Annotated in this window: 18 protein-coding genes; 9 read left to right on the top strand and 9 right to left on the bottom strand. The window is 43.3% G+C overall.

Annotation, left to right across the window (positions count from 1 at the left end; genetic code table 11):
* Nucleotides 1-184: 184 nt before the first annotated feature.
* Nucleotides 185-916, top strand: coding sequence for an SDR family oxidoreductase (locus RI844_RS11690; RefSeq protein ID WP_348394847.1), 732 nt, complete (start codon nt 185-187; stop codon nt 914-916).
* Nucleotides 917-1,244: 328 nt separating this feature from the next.
* Here the strand turns inward: RI844_RS11690 and RI844_RS11685 are convergent, their stop codons facing one another.
* From RI844_RS11685 to RI844_RS11675, 3 genes are all read right to left on the bottom strand, one after another.
* Nucleotides 1,245-1,889 carry a hypothetical protein gene (locus tag RI844_RS11685; RefSeq protein ID WP_348394846.1) on the bottom strand — a complete coding sequence of 215 codons (645 nt, stop codon included), beginning with the start codon at nt 1,887-1,889 and terminating at the stop codon, nt 1,245-1,247.
* 760 nt (nt 1,890-2,649) lie between these two features.
* A complete protein-coding gene (locus RI844_RS11680; protein ID WP_348394845.1) occupies nt 2,650-3,063 on the bottom strand; it encodes a hypothetical protein in 414 nt (137 codons plus the stop codon).
* 144 nt (nt 3,064-3,207) lie between these two features.
* The gene (locus RI844_RS11675) at nt 3,208-3,600 is read right to left on the bottom strand and encodes a hypothetical protein (protein WP_348394844.1); all 393 of its coding nucleotides are present in this window, start codon (nt 3,598-3,600) and stop codon (nt 3,208-3,210) included.
* Nucleotides 3,601-3,797: 197 nt separating this feature from the next.
* Between RI844_RS11675 and RI844_RS11670 the strand changes: the two genes are divergently transcribed.
* The 8 genes from RI844_RS11670 (at nt 3,798) to RI844_RS11635 (ending at nt 18,229) form a co-directional block, all read left to right on the top strand.
* Nucleotides 3,798-3,971 (top strand): hypothetical protein, encoded by a 174-nt coding sequence (locus RI844_RS11670; protein ID WP_348394843.1) that lies wholly within the window; start codon nt 3,798-3,800, stop codon nt 3,969-3,971.
* 1,042 nt (nt 3,972-5,013) lie between these two features.
* A complete protein-coding gene (locus RI844_RS11665) occupies nt 5,014-6,522 on the top strand; it encodes a sulfatase family protein (RefSeq protein WP_348394842.1) in 1,509 nt (502 codons plus the stop codon).
* Nucleotides 6,519-6,848, top strand: a complete 330-nt coding sequence (locus tag RI844_RS11660) for a hypothetical protein (RefSeq protein ID WP_348394841.1) — start codon at nt 6,519-6,521, stop codon at nt 6,846-6,848. Before RI844_RS11665 ends, RI844_RS11660 begins: the two co-directional genes overlap by 4 nt.
* Nucleotides 6,848-10,024: a glycoside hydrolase family 2 TIM barrel-domain containing protein gene (locus tag RI844_RS11655; RefSeq protein WP_348394840.1), complete on the top strand. Its 3,177-nt coding sequence runs from the start codon at nt 6,848-6,850 to the stop codon at nt 10,022-10,024. The genes RI844_RS11660 and RI844_RS11655 overlap by 1 nt, the downstream gene beginning before the upstream one ends.
* A gap of 119 nt (nt 10,025-10,143) precedes the next feature.
* Nucleotides 10,144-12,588 (top strand): sugar-binding domain-containing protein, encoded by a 2,445-nt coding sequence (locus RI844_RS11650; protein ID WP_348394839.1) that lies wholly within the window; start codon nt 10,144-10,146, stop codon nt 12,586-12,588.
* Between the two features lie 19 nt (nt 12,589-12,607).
* A complete protein-coding gene (locus RI844_RS11645; RefSeq protein WP_348394838.1) occupies nt 12,608-14,230 on the top strand; it encodes an arylsulfatase in 1,623 nt (540 codons plus the stop codon).
* A 3-nt stretch (nt 14,231-14,233) separates the two neighbouring features.
* Complete coding sequence (locus tag RI844_RS11640) at nt 14,234-15,700, top strand: sulfatase family protein (RefSeq protein WP_348394837.1); 1,467 nt, start codon at nt 14,234-14,236, stop codon at nt 15,698-15,700.
* Nucleotides 15,701-15,826: 126 nt separating this feature from the next.
* On the top strand, nt 15,827-18,229 hold the full coding sequence (locus tag RI844_RS11635; protein ID WP_348394836.1) for a hypothetical protein: 2,403 nt from the start codon (nt 15,827-15,829) through the stop codon (nt 18,227-18,229).
* A gap of 717 nt (nt 18,230-18,946) precedes the next feature.
* Here the strand turns inward: RI844_RS11635 and RI844_RS11630 are convergent.
* The 6 genes from RI844_RS11630 to RI844_RS11605 form a co-directional block, all read right to left on the bottom strand.
* Nucleotides 18,947-19,120, bottom strand: a complete 174-nt coding sequence (locus RI844_RS11630) for a hypothetical protein (protein ID WP_348394835.1) — start codon at nt 19,118-19,120, stop codon at nt 18,947-18,949.
* Between the two features lie 11 nt (nt 19,121-19,131).
* Entirely contained in the window at nt 19,132-19,644 is a 513-nt protein-coding gene (locus RI844_RS11625; protein WP_348394834.1) for a hypothetical protein, read from the bottom strand.
* Between the two features lie 13 nt (nt 19,645-19,657).
* Nucleotides 19,658-20,644 (bottom strand): hypothetical protein, encoded by a 987-nt coding sequence (locus RI844_RS11620; protein WP_348394833.1) that lies wholly within the window; start codon nt 20,642-20,644, stop codon nt 19,658-19,660.
* 14 nt (nt 20,645-20,658) lie between these two features.
* Nucleotides 20,659-22,134, bottom strand: coding sequence for a CBM96 family carbohydrate-binding protein (locus tag RI844_RS11615; RefSeq protein WP_348394832.1), 1,476 nt, complete (start codon nt 22,132-22,134; stop codon nt 20,659-20,661).
* A gap of 43 nt (nt 22,135-22,177) precedes the next feature.
* Entirely contained in the window at nt 22,178-22,855 is a 678-nt protein-coding gene (locus tag RI844_RS11610) for a putative Ig domain-containing protein (RefSeq protein ID WP_348394831.1), read from the bottom strand.
* Nucleotides 22,856-22,916: 61 nt separating this feature from the next.
* Nucleotides 22,917-24,407 (bottom strand): sulfatase family protein, encoded by a 1,491-nt coding sequence (locus RI844_RS11605; protein ID WP_348398345.1) that lies wholly within the window; start codon nt 24,405-24,407, stop codon nt 22,917-22,919.
* Nucleotides 24,408-24,470 lie beyond the last annotated feature (63 nt).

Here is a 24,470-nt window from a genome sequence, read left to right as displayed (position 1 = left end):
GATAAGTTGATTTCCTAAACTGATTCTATTAAAAAAACCATCAGATTATTTATCTAATCTGGTGGTTTTTTATTTTATTGGGGAATTTTCTTTGTCCGTTTGCAACGTTAAGATATATAACGTAAATTATTTAAAAATCACAGGCAGTAGTGAGCAATTGATAGTCATTCACACAAGGAATTAAATGAAAAAAGTCGTTATTATAACAGGCGGTAGTCGAGGAATTGGAGCTGCTACTTCTAAGTTGCTTGCCGCTAATAATTATTCAGTTTGTGTTAACTATAAATCTAATAAAGCTATGGCAGAATCTATTGTTGGCGATATTTGTAATAATGGTGGGCAAGCATTTTCATTTCAAGCTGACGTATCCATTGAAAGTGAAGTTATTGCTTTATTTAAAGCGGTAAATAACACCTACGGGTCGGTTACACACCTAGTTAATAATGCTGGAATCCTTTTTCAGCAAGCCTCTATAGCAGACATTAGTGTTGAACGGTTCAATAAAATATTAACAACCAATATAACTAGCTGTTTTTTATGTTGCCGTGAGGCGTTAAAGTCTATGAAAGAAGGGGGGGCCATTGTAAATGTGTCATCAGCAGCATCAAGGTCTGGCAGTCCTTTTGAATATATTGACTACGCGGCATCCAAAGGAGCAATAGATACTTTAACTAAAGGCTTATCAATTGAAGTTGCAACAATGGGCATCAGGGTTAATGGAGTTCGACCTGGTTTTATTTACACCGAGATGCATGCAGATGGTGGAGAGCCTAATAGAGTTGAACGCCTTTCGCGGCAAATCCCAATGCAACGTGGTGGTACACCTGAGGAAGTCGCAAATGCGATTTTGTGGTTACTCTCTGATGAAGCTTCATATGTTACAGGTTCATTTATTGATTTAGCTGGTGGTAAATAAATCACTTACTATTCTCTCTGGGGGCAAGTATTACTTTATTATACTGAAAAGGTTAAAGTCTATTTAGAGTAAAGGAGAAGTACGATTTCCAACCCATAATGTCACTTTCGTCGCTTAGCCGACTATTTTTATCGCTAGGTGCTAACATCGACTTGGTGCCAGAATCGCACATCAAATAACTAGAAAAAGTACACCGTCCTCGAGGAACTCAAGCGACATAGGGGACCTCATTAAGCAGATTGTGAATATTAATATCTCGACTTCCTGAACTGGTTTCAGGATCTATTGAATGTTTCAAATGTGCCAATCAGAGACAGTCATCGGTGAACTAATCAATAGTAGCGTCTGTTGAAGTTGCTGGTATCAGATTATTAGACTTAATTAAGTTTTTAAGATATTTATCAAAATCCTGAAAGCTTACAAGCGTCTGATTATATTGCATTATAATAATAGAGTCTTTGCCTGTTTTGATATTAACTTCTTTCGGAATTAACATATTATTTAATTCAAAGACTAAATTATAATCATAATCTATTTTAATAGCTCTTTGGGGAAATGAGCTTGCCTTAAGGTCGTTCGAATCTTTAAGGCAGTTAATAGCTTGAGAGCTTATTTCATCTTCTTCAACAAAAGATCTCCACCACTCCTCCTTAAACCATTCTGCTGAGTTTTTCTTATTCAAAAAAACTAAATATTCGCTTCCTACTTCGATATTGCCAAAAATAGAAAACACTATTTCTTTGCCTTCAATCCCAAAGTAATCATGAATAACTTTAGCGGTAACATTTGTACCGCATGTAGGTATATAGTCATTTTCTTCAGGAGTTAATTCCTTATATCTCGCTTCTAAAACTTGTACGTGAATCACTCGTGATGAATTCTTGATAACATCGATAGGTTCAACATTTGCGAGTGTCGTAGCATAAGCATTAAATGTGAAAATAAGCGTTAGAAATAATATTGCTTGGCTCATAGTCCTTTATTCTTTCAATGGTGGTATTTGTTAATCTTGAATGGCTGGTTATCGCTCATTGTTGCCGTTTACGTTGCTTATTTATTAGTATCCAATTTCTTTAGTACATTAATCAATTTCAATTGGTCTTTGTCAGAACGGTTTATTATAAAAAAGAATAAAGGAAACAACAAAATATATACTTCGGATAGTAAATTATCATATGTAGAGAAATCTAAGTACAAAAAAATGGACAAGGAAAAAAACAACATATAAACGCACCAAGATACAATTTTCACTCTAGTTGTTAAATTGTTTGAGTTCTTAATACGCTCTCTTATAAATAACTTTTCACTTTCGGTAACCAGCACGGTTAATTCCTTTTATATTATTTTGTTTTCTAGAATTGCCTAATTCTTTATGTCTCTTAATCGCTCATTATTGTCGTTCAGGGCAATTATTACAACACCCTCTAAATACAGCCTCATAAAAAACATTGCCACTAAACCAACCTTTCATTTTAGGTATTGGCTTCCCGCATGAGGGGCATAGAGAGTTGGCTGCAAGTTTACAGAAAAGTACCAACCAAACAGGCAAAAGAAATGCGGCAGCTTTTCCAATCAAAAAAGGTAGTACCCAAACGATAAGCAACCCAATAAAGAACGCCCATAACAATACTTTCCTTGCGTTCATATTAATTTTAATCCTTAGATTACTTATGTCCGTTGTTCGCTCCAACCAGACCTTAACCTTTTCAAATGGTTACAGTCAAATCAATATGCTAATCACTGTTAACATCACCAACACTAAATTTTAAAAAGTGAGCTTCTAAGGGCACTTTTATTACTCCCTCTAAAACTCGCTGTTCACTTTGTTCTAGGTAAACCTCCATACGTTCTGTATTCACGATATGAAAAGTATCACCACCGTCAGGATGCGATTTTTGAAAATAAGCCTTTATACGAACGTAAGCGGTCTTACTTATCCTTGATGTGTTATTGATAGTAATTTTGTAGCTACATTGATTTGGAATACATTCATGCCAGCTCTCATTCAAAACAACCGAATCATCACGCTGAATAGACAGGCTCAACATAACCCAGAAAAGCAACAATACTCCGCAAGCAGCTAAAGCAACTTTCTTGATTGCGGCATTTCTTTTTATTCTACGACTTCTTTCTTCACGGGTTAGCATAATATCTTAGATAGGTTTATATAATAATGGTTAGTGAGGGTCTGGTTATCGCTCGCAGCGGCCTGTGAGCTTTTGATTACATTACGTTAAATCCTGCTACCGTGCAAATTGTGCCACAAGCAGTTATTGATATTTAGCCCGTATCTATGTTGCAACATTGACAGGGTGGTTATTATTAAACTCTCGTTTTTTATACAGTAAATAAAACCAAGTAATAGAGAAAACTATAGTGCCAATAGGAAAAAAGAAAACATAAGGCAAAGTGAATATAAGGCAAGTCCAAAAATACCAACGAGCCCTATATTTGTTGAATAACAATATTATCAATCCTATCGCCGAGGTAAATGGGCTAATAATCAAAACTATAGCGGCGGATACCAATTCTTCAGCAATTAAGCCAGCCATTACTTTGGGGTCGCTATTGGCTATTATTTCTGTATCTAACACCATTAATCCTATTTCAATGATTCCAACAACCACTGAAAGAAAAGCAAAAGAGAAAAGAAAGACGGTTAAGATGGCTAGATTTTTTTTCATGCTATCCCTTAGCAATTTTTGAATTTGTAAAGTAGGTATTTACGGCAGCTCAATGTCTGCTGCTCGCTCAAATCAGCCTGTCGCCATCACTAAAATTTTGCATTTAATTCATCACTCTATTTGATATTTTGAATATTTGTACAAAAACTTAATTCTAATCTATATTTAAAAGAAAATAAAAGCAAGAGTGGTCAAACATGGAAAATATTCCCCCGTATTTACTTAAAGCTTGGATACAAACATATATTAAGTTTCATCAGCATAAAGCTTCATGTCATGTAGAAAAACTTATCTTAGAACATTGCGGAAGTATTGAAGCTGCATATGAGCAACATCAAATTAATTTAGATAATAATCTCGTAGAGTGGTAATGCTGTACCTAGTTTGTTGTATTTATTTTACCTCTAAATATAGAGGGAACCAACGGCTCTGATGAGCGATTAAGAGTCGTACACTTTCTACGAAAAGCGCGACGTCATCCTGTGCGAGCCTAAACGAGACACGGGACCTCCTGACGTAAGCTGTGGTTCTACAAATAAATAAAATCAAACTTTTTTATAAGCACACTATTACTGGAGGAGGTACCGGATGTCGCTAGTGCTCCTCCGACATGACGAAGTATTTTTTCTAATATCGCATCGCTGCTTGTGGTACAAATCAGCCTGAGAAAGTCTTTATTATGGCCAGTTTAGACGCAAAGTCGTTGTTAGTAGCTGAAAATATAATAACTGCTATGTGGCATACCCTGGTATTTGTAGCTATGCAAACGTAATTAACAGAGCAAGCGATAAGAACAGTCATGAGCCTTTTAAGTTGAAATAATTACATTTGGGGTGATCGTTTTCCCTTGGTGTTTCCCTAATTTGCAAAATTTCACATTTTTATATAATCCCTTTTAAAACAGTTTGTTGCGCTGTTGTTTAGTCGTATTTCTTGTGTTTGTTGATCTTTCACTTTGTTTGAATTGTTTTTATTTATTGTTAATTTAAAGTTGCTGTGGTAACGTTTGCCTAAGTTGGTAGCAGTTATTGTCTGAGCAAGAATAATAAAATAACGAATACTGATAAATCGAAGTGGGGAAATGATGAGAAAGAATAAATTGGCTTTATCTGTTGATGCTGTATTAAGTAGTAGTTTGGCATCGTTAGCTCTTGTTGAAGAAATGGTTAATGTGAAACGTCTGGCCGACGGGTTTACTTAGGTTTTACAACCAAGTTCTAAACCGAGTCATCGGTTTAGCCAAAGGGTCCCAACCCCCTTTGGTATTTCATTTTCACTCGCTTGCCACCTAACTTAGGCTGAACTGCAGGTGGTAAGCGAGCAACTCATTAAATCATAACGCTAGTTAATTTAGGTAAATCATTCATGTTTAAAAAATCGCTCTTATCTTTTAGCACTTTAACCATTTTTCTGATGTTCAGTGCTTGTTCTGCTGCAAGCAGTAAACAAGTGTTTCAGCAGGAAGAACGTTCTGCTGGTGAGCAGAGCAAACCGAATATCCTGTTGATAGTTGGTGATGATCATGGTTATGGCGATTTGGGCAGTACTGGCTTTAATAGCGACGTTAATACTCCGAATTTGGATAAACTGGCCAACAATGGCATCCGCTTTACTCAGGCTTATGCGACATCACCAATTTGCAATACTTCGCGGGCGGGTTTAATCACCGGCCGATATACCCAGCGATTTGGTGGTTATTGGTATGGTGGCAACGGGCTTGAACAAGCAACCGAGCAAACTCTGGCTGAAACGTTAAAAGCGCAAAGCTACGCTACCGGTTATGTCGGCAAATTTCATTTTGGCACCAGCCACCAACCAGGATCTCGTAATTTCCCTACCGATCATGGCTTTGATAGTTTCTATGGTTTTTCCGGCGGACGTAAACATTACCTGATCCACAACCAAGCGGCGGAAAATGCGTTCCAGCAAAGCCGTAAAGCCCATAACAAGAAGGGTGAAGGCTTAGAGATGGGGCCGGTGTGGCTCAATGACAGTAAAGTGGATCAACAGGGCTTTTCCACCGAATTGATTGGTCAACATGCCAACCAGTTCATTGTTGAAAATAAAACTAAGCCGTTTTTTTTACAGGTATCTTTTAATGCGATCCACAATTTTACTCATCAATTGCCAGCCGCTTACCTTAAACAGCAGGGGCTAAAAGGTTATCACGACTGGGATCCGGCCACCGAAAACTTCCGAGACTGGTATGTTGGCGGGCGCTATCCAAATAATCCCGAGGGCAGAGCCCATTATTTAGGGCAGCTGCATTTTCTCGATGTGGAGATTGGCAAATTACTGGCTCAGCTTGAGCAACAAGGGCTGATGGATAATACCATAGTGGTTTACGTTGGCGACAATGGTGGATCTACCCCTATCTATGCCAATAATGGTCCATTACGCGGCAGTAAGTATACCTTGTATGAAGGTGGTATTCGTATCCCCATGATTATTTATGGTGGCAAGGGTTATCAACAGGGACAGGTAGTCACGGATGTCGTCAGCGCCATGGATATCTATCCGACGGTGTTATCGGCAGCAGGAATTGAAATTCCTGACTTTCTCGATGGCCAGGATATTACGCCATTGATAGCAAGTACGTCAGACACAGCAGTTGATAATAACTTGGCGGCACGAACATTGATCTGGGATAGCGGTCACGAAATTGCGGTGCGCAGTGGTAAGTGGAAGTACAGAGCCGCGTTTGATGACTATTATGCGGTGAAACAAATGGTTGATCTTGAACTCGGCGAATATCTTTATGATTTGGATGCCGATCCAGGTGAAAGCAATAACATTATTGCCAACTATCCAAAAGTCGTCGCGCAATTAAAAGCCCAATACCAGCGATGGGCTAAGGCAAATGTCGAGCCGAAAAAACTCAGTAAAATCACAAAAGCCAACCGTCTGAAAGCAGGCTTATGATGAAAAAATCAACCCGCTATTTCAACCTGGCCGAGCGGCTAATGATTGTTGATGCTGGTGATGAAATCGTGGTACGCCGCGATAACTGGAAATACACGGCAATGATTGACGATTTAGCTGCGGGTGAACTTCCTATTAAACCGGCAGAGGATGAATTTCTTTTTGATGTTGATAATGATCCTGCTGAAACCATCAATCTGTCGGCCGAGCAGCCAGAAATCATGGCGCAATTAAAGGGGTTTTACCAACAATGGGCAAAAGCAAACTCCAGCAGTGACGGCCCGAATAAAGCGATTGAGCAAAACCGAACAAAATTGGATTTATGATGAAAAAACTAAGCACTTTCTTTTCCCTGTACGCGACACTAATGTTTGTCTCTAGTTTGGTGGCAGCAGCAGAGCCACAGCAAACTATTTCTGAGTGGAATAGGCCTGATATTCAACAGCTTAATCGTGAACAGCCACATGCGAATGTGACCCCTTATGTAGCCCATGAGCATTCAAAGCAGCATTTATCACTCAACGGTAACTGGAAGTTTCATTGGTCTGAAAACCCAGAGCTGCGTCCAAAAAACTTTTGGCAAAACAATTTTGATGTTAGTCAGTGGCAGGAGTTATCGGTGCCGGCAAACTGGGAACTAAATGGTTATGGCCGTCCGTACTACGTAAACAGTGGCTACGTGTTCAAAATGCAACAACCAAATGTGCCCAGCCAAGATAATCATGTTGGCTCTTATCGTCGAAATTTTATGGTGCCGAAGCAGTGGCGAAACCAGCAAGTGTTCGTCAATTTTGGCGCGGTGGAAAGTGCGTTTTATTTATGGGTAAATGGCGAAAAGGTCGGTTACAGCCAAGGCTCAAAAACGCCAGCGGAATTCGATCTTACTGCTTTTCTCAAGCCCGGCAGTAATAACATCTCGGTTGAAGTCTATCGTTTCAGTGATGGCAGCTATTTAGAAGATGTTGATGCCTGGCGTTTAACCGGCATTAGCCGTGATGTCACCCTTTATGCAACACCGAAAGTGCGAGTGCGCGATTACTTTGTTCGCGCTGGCCTGGAAGATAATTATCAAAATGGCCGGTTACAACTCGATGTTGACCTGAGCAACCATTTATCCCAGTCATTTCAAGGTGAACTGGTGGTTAGTCTGGGCAAAGATAACGTCGCTTTAGCTCAGTACCGACGTGATATCGACTTTGCTGCAACTGAGCAAAATAGCCAGCTGAGCATTGATGAAAACATTACTGGGGTGTTGCCCTGGTCGGCGGAATCGCCACACTTGTACCAGTTAACAATCGAACTATATGATAATCAACAAAACCAACTGGCAAGCATTAACGATCACTTAGGTTTTCGCACGGTTGAACTCAAAGCCGAGCAATTACTGGTTAACGGTAAGGCGGTAACTCTGCGCGGTGTTAATCGTCATGAACACGACATGAATACCGGGCGGGTGATCAGCAAAGAATCGATGGAGCAGGACATCGCGCTATTAAAGCAGTTTAATGTCAATGCGGTTCGTACATCCCATTACCCCAATGATCCTTATTGGTACAAGTTGGCCGATCAATATGGCTTATATCTGGTGGATGAAGCCAATATTGAATCGCATGGTTATATGAACAAGCGAGTGGCGTTAGGTAGTTTGCCTGAATGGAACAAGGCCCATATGACCCGCATGCAGGCCATGGTCGAACGGGATAAAAACCATCCGTCGATCATCATCTGGTCATTAGGCAACGAAGCCAGTGGCGGCCAGGCATTCAAAGACATGTATGACTGGACCAAACAACGAGATCCTACTCGTCCAGTGCAATATCAAGCCGCGGGCCTGGTGGACTATACCGACATTTATGTGCCTTTTTATCGTTCACCAGAAGAAACTGAGCAATATTTACGAGGAGATCCACAAAAGCCACTGATCCATTCCGAATACGCCCATGCTATGGGCAATAGCCTGGGAGGATTTCAACAACACTGGGACGTGATTAATAAGTACCCGATGGCGCAGGGCGGCTTTATCTGGGACTGGCTCGATCAGGGCTTATTACAGCAACGCAGCGACGGCAGCCATTTCTTTGCCTATGGTGGTGATTTTGGCCCGCAGCAAGTTGATGGCAGCACGCCGCCGAAGAAACCGCTGCGCGGCAACTTTTTAGCCAATGGCATTTTGCAGGCAGATCGCACGCCGAACCCACACGCCTGGGAAATGAAGAAAGTGTTTCAACCGCTGGCTATCAGCGCCGTTGATTTGATGAATAATGAAATTTCAATTCGCAATCTGCGCGACTTTAACGACAGCACAGATCTGGACTTTAGCTGGCAATTGAGCGAAGACGGACTGGACATCGCCGAAGGTAAATTTGCTGTTGCTGCGATCGGGGCCGGTGGCAAGGTCAAGGTTAAGTTAGATCTGCCTAAGATCAATATTAACGCCGGTTCGGAATATTTCTTAATGGTGCAAGCCCATGCGAACCATTTGGCGAACCCGTTACTACCTGAGCAGCACTTGGTTGCCTGGCAACAATTTAACTTGCCGTGGCATAGTGACAAAGCGGTACTCGACATTCAGGCCATGGAAGACGTGCAACTGTTGGAAGGCCAGGATGAAATCAAAGTTAGCGCTGCACGTTTTCAGTTAATCCTGGATAAAAATAGCGGCATGCTATCGTCATTAACCTACGACCAGGTGCAAATGATCCGCAGCCCGCTGGAAGCTAATTTTTGGCGACCACTAACCGATAACGATATTGGCGGTAAATTGCATATTACTTCCAAGCAATGGAAAAATGCACCGGCAAAATTCGATAAAACCGCGACCATCAAGGTTGAGCAAAACGATAGCAAAACCGTTGATATTTGGGTGTCGCGCAACAACGGTAACCGCTTTAGTTACCAAACCCATTACCGTGTCTTTGGCAGTGGCGATATTCAGCTGACCTCGACTTTGCGGCCGATACAAGAGAACGGTCGTGACTTGTTACGTTTTGGCATGAGCATGACCTTACCGCAAGAATTTGACCAGCTGCAATGGTTTGGCCGTGGTCCGCATGAAAGTTATGCTGATCGGTATTTGTCCGCCCCAATCGGCCACTATGGCGCAAGCGTTTGGAGTCAATATCACCCTTATGCAAGACCACAGGAAACCGGCAATAAGCAGGACGTTCGCTGGATGAGTCTGAGCAATGAAGCGGGCTATGGCTTGCTGATTAAGGGCGAGCCTACCTTTAGTGGCAGTGCCCTGCAACTGGCCAACCGTGACTTGTATTTTCAACCCAACAAAAACAAGCATGGTCGCGATATTCGACCGGCAGACTTCATCACCTTAAATATTGATAAGCGACAAATCGGCGTTGGTGGCGATAATAGCTGGAATGAAAAAGGACTGACGAAGGCTGAACATCGTTTGCCATGGCAATTTTATCGTCAGCAATTTTATCTGCGCCCGTTTGGCCCTGATCAGAATATTAATGAATTAAGCAAACAAGCTTTACCCAAATAATTACCCTAAATTTCCCATATTGCTCTGGATATTAAAGCATGAATGTAACTAAAACAAAATGGCGGTTAGCCGCCAAAGCCCAGCTGGTCGCCCTATTGACCTTACTGTCGATATTGACAGTGTTCAGTACTAAATTAACCGCTCAAGAGCAAAGCTCTCGAACACGGATAAATCTCGATTTTAACTGGCAATTTTATTTAGGCGATGAGCCGGCCGCGAAACAGGCAAACTATCAGGACCAGCAATGGCGCACCCTGGATTTACCGCACGACTGGAGTATAGAAGGCGAATACAAGCAAGAGCATCCGGCGGGTATTCGTGGTGGCTTTTTGCCAACCGGCACCGGCTGGTATCGAAAGCACCTTGCCTGGGACGATAGCTGGGCTGACAAGCGGGTGATACTTGAGTTTGATGGCGTGTACATGAACAGCGAAGTTTGGGTGAACGGCCAGGCGTTAGGCAAGCGTCCGTATGGTTATATCAGCTTTAGCTATGACATCACCGAACACTTACAAGCGGGTAACAATGTTATTGCCGTACGCGTTGATAATAGCAAGGCGCCGAGCGGCCGCTGGTATACCGGCTCTGGCATTTATCGCCATGTCTGGCTGACCACAGTGAGCGAACAACACATTCCTTATAGCGGTGTATTTGTGCGTAGCGAAAATGTCAGTGAACAACAGGCCGATGTTAAGATCAGCACTGAAATTAAAAATACTCAGGGCGTTGAGCAAAATTTGCAGTTGCAAACTGAAATCATCGATGCCGAAGGCAAGGTGGTTGCCATGACTACAACCCCGGTACAGGTTATGGCACAACAAACCCATACCGTTGACCAGCAACTTAATCTTAACAAGCCTGCGCTTTGGTCTATTGATAACCCCAACTTGTACACTACACGCACGAAAGTGCTGAAAAACGGGATCGAAGTGGACCGTTTAGATACCACCACCGGGCTGCGCACCATAGATTTTACCGTCGACAAGGGCTTTTTGCTTAACGGTGAGACCGTGATATTACAAGGCATCAGTATGCACCATGATGCCGGTCCGGTTGGCGCGGCCGTGCCAGAAGATGTATTACGTAAACGTTTGCAAACCTTGAAAGCCATGGGGGTTAACGCCCTGAGAAATACCCATAACCCGTTTGCACCGGAGTTTTACCAGATGGCCAACGAGATGGGCTTTGTGGTGATGAACGAGGCATTTGATGGCTGGTGGGATCCGAAAGCAGAATACGATTATGGTTTGTATTTTGACCAATGGTGGCAACAAGATTTAACCGACTTTATGCGCAGGGACCGTAACCATCCAAGCGTGATCATGTGGAGTGTCGGCAACGAAGTGCCAAATTACACCCCAGAGCAACAAAAAACCTTGGTCGAGTTTGCCAAAAAACTGGATGCTACCCGACCTATCACCCAGGGGCGCGGCTATGCCGGCGGCTATTTGTCTATTGCCGGATTCAACGGTCATGGCGAATACAAAGGGGCAATTCAAAAGTTTCATAAAGAAAACCCCAACACCCCGGTGATTGGCACTGAGATGACGCATACCATACATACCCGCGGTATCTATCGCAGCAAAACCAGTTACCGAGTACGCGACTTTCCTGCACCATGGGAGGTGAACTCGAAAGTAGGCCCGAAGAAAATTTGGCAGAAGATTAAAAAGAAAGTCTATCCTGTCGCCGACTTAACCGAAGAAGAAGTCTTTACCGGTATTCCGGGCGCTTATGGCTCTTCGTTTGATAATTCACTGGTGCGCATGCCGATCCGGGAAGAGATAAAACTGGCGCGTGAACTGCCGTATTTACTGGGCACTTTCCGCTGGACCGCGTTTGATTACATTGGCGAATCGTTTGGCTGGCCAGCCCGTACCGCCAACTTTGGCGTACTTGATTTAGCCGGGTTCCCGAAAGGCGCTTATTACCTTTATCAAAGTCAATGGTCGAGTGAGCCTATGGTGCATTTAGACCCGCACTGGACTCACCCTGGCAAAGAAGGTACAGAAATACCGGTAGTGGTGTATACCAACCAGCAGTCCGCCGAATTGTTCCTTAATGGTAAATCGTTAGGGGAAAAGAACATGACCGATGATATGCAGTTGGTCTGGCTAGTGCCATACCAGGCAGGAGAGTTAACCGTCGTGGCGAAAAATAATGGCCGGGACGTGGTCAGTAAAACCATCAACACTGCCGGCAAAGCGGACTCCGTTGCGATCTCTGCAGATAAAATCGAGATCACCGCCAATAAACGTGACGTGGTGCATCTTGAAATTGATGTCGTCGATGAGCAAGGCAACCCGGTGCCGGATGCCAGTGATCGTTTGCATTTTAAGGTTGATGGCCCGGCAAGGCTTATTGGGGTCGAAAATGGTGACATTCTTGATCTGGAACCGCATAAAGTGCCAACCCGTAAAGCCTTTATGGGCAAGGTATTAGCGCTGATCCAGGCAACCGAAAAAGCTGGCAAGATTAAAGTTACGGTAAGCGGTGAAGGCCTTAAGTCGCAGCAGATATTGATTAACGCAAGTTCAGCTCAACACTCGCAATTACAGCATTAATTCAAAGAGGTTAATTCTAATGAAGATGAAGCAAAAAACTAATCTGGCAAAAGCCGTTGCGGTTGTCCTCAGCTGTGTTGTTGGTTTTGGCTGTAGTGAACAAAATCAACCGGAAATCCGTGCTGCGCAATCGCATCAAGAGGATGCACAACCTACTGTTCAGGCTAATGAACAGCGTAATGACCAGCGCCCCAATGTTATTTACATTCTGGCTGATGATCTGGGTTATGGTGATATTGGCGCATTTGGTCAGCAAAAGATCAACACCCCATATTTAGACCAATTGGCAGAGCAGGGCATGCGCTTGACCCAGCATTATGCCGGCAGTTCGGTATGTGCCCCCTCGCGTGCCGCTTTGGTTACCGGCAAGCAGCCGGGCAATATGCAAATTCGCGGTAATTATGCGCTCGGCTCGTTCCTTGATGAAGAAGAATGGGGGCAGCTACCGCTGCGTCCAGACACTGAAACCATAGGCACCTTGATGCAAGGTGCCGGATATAATACCGCGCTGATCGGCAAGTGGGGCCTAGGCGGCCCCGGTTCGCAAGGCACGCCAAATAAGCAGGGCTTTGAGCACTTCTTTGGTTATCTTGACCAAAAACAAGCGCATAACCATTACCCGACGCACCTGTGGTTAAACGAGGAAAAATTTCCGTTAAACAACGAGTATTTACATCCTCATCAAAAATTGCCAGCTGATCTCGACCCGAACGACGCGGCAAGTTATCTGTCCTATCAACGCGAAGACTATGCCCAGCAGCGACTGGCAGATGATGCATTGCAATATATTGAAAATAATCAACATCAGCCGTTTTTCCTGTACTTGGCTTTTGCAGCGCCGCATGCTTCATTGCAAGCACCGGAAGAAGAATTACTGCCTTATGTTGACTTTGTTGAAACACCGAATCTGGGGGGGGGCCAGGATTATATTCCGGTACTCAAACCGAAAGCGACTCGCGCTGGGATGATCACTCATATGGATCGCAGTATTGGCCGGGTAATAGCTAAGCTGAAACAGTTAAAGCTGGATAAAAACACTCTGGTTATTTTCACCAGTGACAATGGACCTTCGTGGGAAGGCGGAGCGGATCTTGAGTTTTTCGACAGCAACGGTCCGTTACGCGGCTATAAACGTGATCTTTATGAAGGCGGTATCAAAATGCCGACCATAGCCTGGTGGCCCGGTAAAATAGTTGCCAATTCCAGCTCCGATCACCTATCTGCATTTTGGGATATCATGCCAACGCTGGCTGACGTCGCCGGCGTTGATAAACCAGCAAGTACAGACGGCATCTCGATGTTACCTACCTTGTTAACCACAGGCGAACAAGCTCAGCATCGACACATGTATTGGGAGTTTCACAATAACAGTGGCGGTCATAGCCAGGCGGTACGACTAGATGATGATCATGGCCAATGGAAAGCGGTACGTCTTTATACCAAACAACAAAAAGTTAACCCTGATATTGAATTGTACAATTTGGCCGTTGATGGCGCTGAACAACACAATATAGCGGCTGGTAATCCTGAACGGGTAACACAAATGCGAAAAATTATGCAGCAATCGCGCACTCGTTCACGCATTGATGACTGGAATTTTGATTACTGGCCAACGCCAAAGAAGAAAGCCAATAGAGGGTAAGCTATGATGAAATTATTAAAATTAAAAAGCTGGCTAGCACTGGCATTGTTCTCCACCGGCGCTGTGGCTAATGAATTGCCAAGCCAGCCCAATATCATCGTTATTGTTAGTGACGATCAAGGCTATGCTGACATAGGTGCCTCGGGTCTTGCCGATGATGTGCAGACACCCAATATTGACCGACTGGCAAAACAAGGCACCCGTTTTACCTCGGCTTATGTCACCGCGCCAATTTGTAATGTGTCAAGGCTTGGTTTGATCACCGGTACCTACAACCAACGCCAAGGTGCTTATTGGTATGGAAAAAAAGCCGCGATTTCTGATAAATTAACCACCATAGCGGAAGTAATAAAAACTCAGGGTTATACCTCGGGTTATATTGGTAAATATCATTATGGAAGTTCCAAGCCAGATGTGCGGGATTTTCCGTTGAATCATGGTTTTGATTATTTTTACGGATACGGTGGTAATGGCCGCAAGCATTTTTTGATCCATGACGATGCTTACGCCTTAGCACAAAAGCAGAAATTCAACGCCTATAAGAAGCGCGGTGGTAAAAAGGGCCAATTACTAGAATATGGTGCTTTTTGGAATGGCACTGAGCGCGATAATCGTAGCGGGTTTTCCACCGAAATATATGGCGAGAAAGCGCGCGAGTTTGTGAAAAATAATAAAGACAACAAGTTCTATTTACAGCTGGCCTTTAATTCGGTGCATAACTTTACTCACCAGTTACCGGAAGATTATTTAAAGGCGAACAAGTTAAAAGGGTACCACGACTGGGATCCCGATACGGAAGACTATTATACCTGGTATGAAAACAGCCGTTATCCGAATAATCCAGAAGGCAGGGCACACTATCTGGCTCAGCTTGAGTACATGGACAAAGAAATCGGTAAATTATTCGCTACTATCGATGAACAAGGCCTCGGTGACGATACCGTGATTATTTTTGTCAGTGACAATGGCGGCTCTACCCCGATTTACGCCAATAATGGCCCGCTGCGCGGCAGTAAGTATACCTTGTATGAAGGCGGGATACGTGTGCCTATGATGATTTCATGGCCGGGAACGTTTCAACAAGGCGTGGTTTCTGACAATATGGTGAGTACCATGGATATACTGCCAACCTTGGCAAACCTCGCGGGTGCACAGGTACCGGAACATGTTGATGGTCAGGATATTACCACCTTACTTACCGGTGAAAATGTCAAGTTAGGCCATCAAACTCTGGTTTGGGATACCGGCCATGAAACGGCTGTTCGCCAAGGTAAGTGGAAATTTAAAACTGCTACCGATGGCAAATATGCAAAATACGAGATGGTCGAGCTTGAACTTGGCACCTTTTTATACAATTTAGATAACGATCCTGCAGAGTCGGTAAATTTGGCCAACAAACACCCTGAAATTGTTAAACGGCTGAGCGCATACTACCAACAATGGCAAACAGATATTAAGCGTGGGCTATAGGGAAAGCAGTGTTTAATAACCAGCTACTTTAATGCAGAGAATCGGCTGTAGCAGCCCAAATAACTTATTTTGGGCTGCTTTTTGCTAACATTAACCCACTAGATAATGGTAATTATGGTCAACAATATGTTTAAATATACCCCTAAATTATTCATCGCGACAGCTTCACTACTACTGTCCGGTATACTCTCTGGCGCGCATGCGAAACAAACCATTAACATCGATTATGACGATGTACTAAAAACTCAAATGAATGCGCCAATCGGGGAAAATATGAATTTTTTACTTTCCTCAGATAAAAAAATGCCTCGCTCGGTTTCGATGAAAGACAGATCCAAAGAGATGAAATTAAGCATTTTAAGATTTCCTTATGGCCGACTGGCAGATAATTACCTGTTTACCGATGCCCCATTTAATGATGGTGTTAATGGACTCACTCCGAGAGTGGCTTCCATTAAGCAACCCCCGGGGGATTATTACTGGGCGGTGGATGATGCTGGCTATTTTAAGCAAGCTCTGGATTTTGATGAATACATGAGTTATATCAATGAGCTTAACGTTGAGCCTTTGATTGTGGTTAACATGTTGTCTTACGATACTAAACATTATCCGGAAACCGTGGTGACGTTTGACGATCTGAAGACGCACGCCAAGGAATGGGTTAAATATGCCAACATTACTCGCGATTATAAGGTTAAATATTGGCAATTGGGCAACGAAGTAGCCTCGCATACAGACAAAGACAGTTATTTTAAACACTTTGTTGAGATGGCGAAGGCGATGAAGGCGATAGATCCGAATATTCGTATTGGTTTTGGCGAAGATGGCCGCAGAAATTGGTTAAAATTTGCCCTGGCCGATGCCGAAATTTCGAAATATATCGATTTTATTGCCCCGCATCAGTATTTGCACGGCAAAAAGTGGAGTGAGTCCTACCAACACTGGCGCGACTATTCCGGCACGTTAACGCCTAAAATTGATAAATTTCAACATTATGCCAATAAAAGTGAACATCACCAGGATGTGCCGATCATAGTCACTGAATATGGTGCCACTGGTGGCCATTATCCCGAGCGCGACCCGAAGGGGTTGGTATTTTTTAAAACCTTAAAAACTGAGCAGCAGTCCGCAGGTTACTTGCAGTTAAGCAATAATGGCAAACATTTGACCAAGCGTGCACAAGCCGCAAAGTTAGTGCAAAAAAGTCATGCGATCGATATTGAACTGTTTGCTGATGGCTGGATAGGGCTTAAACTTAACAATAATAGCGATAGTTATGTCAAGGCACAGACGAAAGCCGTATCACCGTTAACAACAGACGGCAGTGTCGATGAAGATGGGACAAAATGGCGCTTACTGGAATTGAAAAAACATCAGTTTTATCTTCAGTCAAAATTGCATGGCAATCATTATCTCACCTATAACGCCAATAACGGCCTGTTCACTCTTGCGGACAAAGAAGCGGCAGCAGAAATCTTCGAGCTGAAGCCTTATCAACCAAAGCGCTACTTCCCAAGAAAGCAAAAGCGCAATATCTCTGCCATGGTGAATAAAAAGCTGCTTTGTGTGCAAGCCGACGGCAGTCTAAAAGCTAACCTTTACCGCTCCGAGAGCTCATCCTGTCAGTTTGTCATTAAGGGGGCGAAAACCTTGGGTAAAAATGCGTTAACCTTGCAGGCGATAGACGCTGATAATGGGTTTATTTCGCGAAATAAAGACGGCTCTGTCAGCTATACAACCACTAAGCAGCCAGGAAAAAATAGCGCCTGGGCATTAATTACCCGAAAGAATAGTTTCCAACTTCAAGCTTTTGACGATAAGGAAAATTACCTTAAAGTAAATGATAATGGTGTGTTAACTATGGGCGGTAAAAACTTTCAAAAAAACGCCACCTTTACTCACCATGATATTCCTGAGCCTGAGCCTAAACCCTTGACCACGCAACCGGTTGGAAATTTTGCCAATGATTTATGGAAGTCTTTGGTGTTTGCCGATATGACCTTAAGCGCCTTGCGCCATAAAAATATCAGCCATATGGTACATTGGAACACTCATACTTCCTGGGAAGGGAAATTTGGTGGTTACCACAACCTGGCCAACTCGCTAGAGAATAACGATGACAACACGTTAACCCCGGTTGGTCAGGTATTGAAATTAATCAATAATCATACCTTGAGTCAGATCCTCAATATCAAAACAAAGCATGGCTTTGTTCGCGCCTTTGCCAGTTTTGAGCCAAAAACAGCGGAGATGTCGATAATCTTGTTAAATAAAAATGATAGTGAAGAAGTGGTGAGTCTGGATTTAGGCCGTTACCAGCCAACAGCTGATGTGCGGCATTGGCTTTATACTGGCAGCAATCCTGAAGATGAATATCCTACAACTCAGCAAGTGACTAATACCGAGCAAGGGCTAATCACGATTAATCAAGGTAAGGTTGTGGGGAAACTGCCAGCAACCTCATTAACTATTATTCGCCTGATTGATCCCAGTGTATCGTTGAATTCTGTAGCTAATACAGGTTCATAATGCGCAGTCATTTACTTGCGGCCAACCCCATTCTATAAAGTAAACCATAAGGCAATATACTTGCGGGAGAGAAAACTCCCGCTTCTATTACGTCAACCGACCCCAGTTCATTTCAATGCTAATATTGAGCCACTCAATCCTATTTGTGGTATAGATCATATCTATTAATTTTCAGCATTCGAAAATTTTACCAAGACGATTTTGAATTAACAGACAAGAGTTACACCAATCTGCATAAACATTGAGTTGGCTAGGGGGAACTTTGCGCTACGATTTTCGTGCAAACAGGCGAGCTTTGAGCAAGGCTTAGTGATTGACGTTTGGTATTAAAAATGGTCAGAAGGGGGATTTCGCTTGATATCCATTGCGCTTCTCTTTGAAGTCTAAGAATAATAAAACAGATGCCAATGATATCTTATCAATAACACCTGTACTATACCCGTTACCTTTCAAGATGCGGGTTTCAGAGTGCTTGAGCGATACTAATACAAGGCGCAGTTATGCAGTAATGGTTATTCCCTTTCAAATAGCTGCAACGAAGTAGTGGTCTTGCTCAAGCACTTCTTCGATGGGGTTAAAAGCAATTTATGCCGCGTTATTAATTTTAACAATGGAACAACCATTCTCTAAAATGAATGCCTTGCCTAAATTGCTTTTAACTCCCACTGAAATCCCACACTTTGAATGGCAACGGGTATATAATGACAAGCGGTGAAATTAGATCACCCCTGGTGCGCCATCCGATGACATCGCTTTTGACGTTTTTGGTGTCATTAAAGCGGTTACCGCTATCGGGGTTATCACTGCAAGTTTACCGAATTTAGCGATGAAATCACGACGGGTATCGGCAACTTCTTGCGGCGCTGTGATTGTCTTATCATTGTCTTTCATAATAAATCCCCCTAATCTTGTATTTTAACTGGTTTAGCCAGATTGGCATGTAAAGTGTTTGATAAAGCACTTGTTACTTGTTTCTCATCATAAACCGCTTGTATTTTATAATTGTGGATTGAGCTATTCAGACCCTGATGACTAAATCGAGTATTCGGGGTGCTAAAACTCATTGAATTTTCATCAACATCACCAGCTTCGCTATAATAAATGTTGTAAGAGCTGGCCTCTGCAATATAGCCCCAACTGAGTTGAACATCGCTGGCTTTACTGCTGATTTTAAGGCTTGTTGGCACGGCAACACTGTCATCAATAATAGCTACTTCGGATGCCGGTTCTTCAGGCGCTGGTTCTTCCGGTGATGCCTCTTCCTGTGCCGGCTGTTCCGGTGCTGGCTGTTCCTGTGTCGGCTCTACAATTGGCTCTTGTTCTGCTGGTAACTCTTGTTGTTCAGGTTGTGACTCGCCGCCACAAGCCGTTAAAATTAATATGCTTAACAGCAGAAGTAATTGAATTTTTTTCATGGTTGTTTCTTCCTTATGGAGTCGTGTTAACGTTTAAACGGCGGCCGGCACTGCCGTAATAACCGTCATTACCTTGACTCATAAAATCGATAGCGCCTGCTAACGACGAACTGATATTATTGGTTAAGCCATCATCACTGTCCTCAGGGGTAATATGAAAAAAGCGTAATGCCAATACCTCACTGGTAACCGATGAGGGTAGGGTGAGAGTAGCGCTAAATTGTTGCAGGCTGGCTTGTTCGCCGCTGTAGCTGTAATCAGCCAAGGTTGAACTTTGGGCAGCGGCAACTGTTGATGCGTCGATAACGGTATAGTTACTGCCAGGTTCGCTGCCATCTTCACTGGCCGCACAGCTGTCGTCGGCTGATGAACCACAATGGTAAAGCACGACTTTTGAGTTTACATCGCCATAAGTAACTACGTTCCAGCGCAGTACATAAACGCCTGCTGCCGAGATAGTGCTAAGTGGTGAGTTAAATTCAGTATCAGCAGCGGTAAAAATTTCTGCCTGTTCAACTAAAGGTGATAAGCGCCGAGCTGCCTCACTGGCAGTCGTTTCTTCGACGTAGTTGGAGACAAAAATGGGGTGTAAAGTGCCAGAGGTTGGATCGCTAATCTCTAGCAATATTGCCTGAAAGTTGTGATCAATTTGCTCATAAGTAAAGACAATTGAACACTGACCATCAACTGGCATAGGAGTCCCGTTAATATATTCATCGCAATTGCTAGCATCATAAGTGATGTTTTCAGCGTTTATATCATCTATGTCAATGGCATCACCATTATGTTTTGTTGCTATGGCGATTGCGCCGGTTAAATCAACCGTACTTGCATAATTATTGAATATAGTCACCGATTCGGCTTGAGTAGCTAGAGAGTCTGTCAGCTGCACAGGGAAATATACCCGCTCTTTGCTGATCTCTAAATTGGCAAATGCTGTTGTCGATATAGTTAACGAAGCCAGAGTTATCATTTTACTTAATGACTGAATAATTTTCATGATATTACTTCCTGTTACTGTGCGGTTTGAATAATGATTTTACGACCAAGACCATCTGCAAAAGTCATGCCTTGACCGCCTGAGGCAACCAATGAAGTAAAGCGGTTTGCTGCCGATTCATCAAAATCGGAACGATAATAGGCGCGCGCAACCAAAGTATTGGCGTAACTGGGCATGGTGATGCTGCCAGTAAAATCTGTGGTCGCAGAATTATTACCCTGATAAGACGTGGCTCCTGTACCCGGTGTCCCGGCAGTGGCTTCCACATAACCGATATTGTCATTGAAACTGGCGGCACAGCTGTCAGCTGTGGTATCAACACAATCAAATAACGCCACTAATGTCCGATAACTATTATGGTAACCATCCACAGTGAATTTGATGTCATAATCAGAACCCGATACAGGTAAGTTAGTGATCTCATTGTCAGTCGTTGTATCAGTTAAGCGAAAGCTCTTCGCTTGTGGTGCTACACGGCGCTTTGCCTGTGCTGCCGTAGGCTCTGCGCTACTATCGCGGATATAAATTGGATACTTCATTGGCGCACCTTCATTACCCTGGGCATCAAGGTAGCTATATTTCAGCATAACTAGGTCATGCTCTGATACTGCATCTCGTGTCGGATCATATGACTTAACTACCTTAAATGAACATGACTGTCCTTGCGCTAGCGCTTCTGAAGTGCTGCAGGTGTTATCGGTATATGAAAATTGATCGTGGCTAATATCATCGTTAGCAGCCATACCTTTATATTGCAACGGCACTTCACCTTCATTGCTTAGGGTAACCGTTTGTTGACTGGACGCCTGTGGATCTGGGTTTACCAAAAAATAACTCGGCGATAGGCTAAAACCGTATGATTTATCCTTGGTGATCAGAACTTTCGGCCGCTTGTCACTATTACTTTGATGACGAGTAAAAAAACTGGTGTCAGTCCATTGGTCCTCATTGGTTAGGGCAAAGCTGTAGCTGCCTGGTCCGTCAATATGGGCGGTAATGTCTATGGAGTATGAATTACCCGTTTCACCATCTGCCGGTATATCCTGAGCTGCGACGGTAAATGTTTCTAATACATCGCCATAGTTAACGCCATCAGTAGCATCCCATCTGTTATCCCAGGTTAGTTTTGTTTCATCCCAGCTGGTGTTGGTGGCCGGTCTTAATTGCACCAGAGTTTCATTTACCACTTTCCTTGCCGTCAGTACCAGTTCGACTTTGGCGCCCGAGGTAAGCTCATCGCCTAAGGTAAATTGTATAAAGCTTACTTTTGCACCTCCGCCAGAAATTTTTGCTACATGCATAAACCATTTATTGCCAAAATTTGTACCCACATCATTTTTTTGGATATAAGTGTCTTTATCTAATTCTACTGTGGTGACTGTGGTTGCATTGCCGATCACTTTCGCGTTGACAAAGCCAGAAAGCAGTGTGGTTAATAACAAGCCATATTTAGCCGTTGTTTTTAAGGTATTGCCTAGTGTTTTGTGCATCAAATGTAACTCCTTTAATACGTCAAATAATTCACGATTTCATTTATTGTTCGCAGTTGATCATCAGTGCTAATGGCTCTGCAACAACTACATTAATATCAAATTGGATTTGAGCCGTTTTATAACCATCACTTACGGTTAGACTGGTGTCAGTAAACTGGCCTTCATCTGCAGTTTGTGGTGTGCCATAAATAAATTGTTGTTCAGCATCGAGATGCAGCCAGGCGGGAGAATTCTCTAAAGTAAGTGAAAGCACATCACCGTCTGCGTCGTAGGTTTCAGGGCTAAATTGATAATATCGGCCAGCCAACACCGAGTTTAGTGCAAGCTCTATCTGCGGTGGTTGATTATTCTGATTTTCAGCGGATAACACGGTAATGTTAAATTCGAAATCCACGGTATAATTGCCATCACTTACTTGTAAAATAATATTAGCCGCTAAGCCAAGATCACTTTGTTGCGGTGTACCCGTTAACGTCTGGCTTGCTTGATTTAAGCTTAACCATTGTGGCTGGTTATCTAAGGTAAGTGTCAATGCATCCCCGTCGACATCAAAGAGAGCAATTTTTGCGGTAAATTGCTCACCGACAATTGCCTCGGTTAAATTAATACTAACTGTAGGCGCACTATTTGGCTGTGATTCATCTGATTGGCCACCGCCACAAGCTTGTATTGTTTGCAACAATAGAATGGCAATAAATAATTGAATCAGCTTTTGCATTGTTTTTGTCCTGTACCTTGTATGGTTTACCCAAGAGTGTTCTGATGATTTACTTTTTTGTTTAAAAAGATGTCTTTTTCACAATGGCATCAATTCGTGCCTGTAATTCTTGTACAATTTCAGGGTGGTGTTCGGCCATATTCACTTGTTCAGATAAGTCGATGCTTAAATCGTATAACTGCGGCTCAGTGAGTAAGCCATGCTCAATATCTTTATTCGCTAACCAGTCTGGCGTTGAGCCTGAAAATGGGGCTATGTATTTCCACTGACCCGCTCGAAGGGCTAAGGTGAAAGACTCCTCAAGCATTTCTTCACGACCAGGTTTACTGGCATCTAACAACGCTGGCAGCACATTTTCACTGTCAATGGCTTCGCTATTTTCTAAGTTAACGCCAACTAATTCAGCCAATGAACGATAAAAATCTATGTGGCTGATTAAGGCGTCACTGTCACCTTGATTGCTGATTTTATTTGGGTAGGTAACTATCATAGGTACTCGGGTACCGGCTTCATAGGCGCTGTATTTACCACCTCGAAAAGCACCTGATGGGTCGTGTTCGCCCAACTTTTGCACCGCTAAATCGTCGTAACCATCATCCAATACCGGGCCGTTATCACTGGAGAAGATGATTAAGGTATTGTCGTAAATCCCCTGCGCTTTCAGTTCGTCAATGATTTTACCGGTGATCCAGTCCATTTGCGCGATGGCATCACCGCGAACGCCCATGGTGCTTTTTCCCTGAAACATCTTATTTGGCACTCTTGGCACATGAATATCATGAAAGGGAAAGAACAGCATAAACGGTGCTGCTTTATTGGTTTGAATGAATTGTTTTGCTTTGTTGGTAAACACAAAAGGGAAATCTTCATCGACCCATTCTGCCGATTTACCGCCAGCCATCCAGCCGATGCGACTGATACCGTTTACTATGCTTGCACTGTGCTGTAGATCTGCCATTTGCTTTAGCAGTTCAGGGCTTTCGGTGCCTACCGGGCGCTCACCAATGCGCTGTTCATAGCTTACCGTTATCGGGTCATTGTTATCTAAACCAACGACGTGATGATTTTCCAGGTAAACGGTGGGGACGCGATCGCCGGTTGCCGGCAATAAAAAGCTGTAATCAAAACCAAGCTCTAATGGACCAGGTTTTACCGCTTGGTTCCAATTGACATAACCATCGCCCAAGCCTAAATGCCACTTACCCACAACCGCGGTTTTATACCCGGCTTGTTTGAACATTTTTGGCAGTGTCGGCTTGCGGTGATCGATGATCAATGGCGCATCACCGGGTAAAATTGCAGCATTATTGCGAAAAGCAAATTGCCCGGTTAATAATGAATAACGCGAAGGAGTACAGGTTGCGGCGGAAGAATGGGCATCGGTAAAACGAATGCCATCGGCGGCCAGAGCATCAATATTAGGGGTGGAGACCGCTTCAGCGCCATAACTGCCAACATCGCCATATCCTAAGTCATCGACGTAAAAAATCACCACATTGGGCTGTTTGTCTTTTACCACAGCTGATTTCTCAGCTTGCTGGCTACAGCCCATTATTGCTAGCACTGCCAATAGTGAACAGGTTTTAAAGTATAAGTTAGTCATAATTTTTCCAAA

The sequence above is a fragment of the Thalassotalea fonticola genome (assembly GCF_032911225.1).
Classification (GTDB): Bacteria; Pseudomonadota; Gammaproteobacteria; order Enterobacterales; family Alteromonadaceae; genus Thalassotalea_A; species Thalassotalea_A fonticola.
This window is presented reverse-complemented; position numbering and strand designations above follow the sequence as displayed.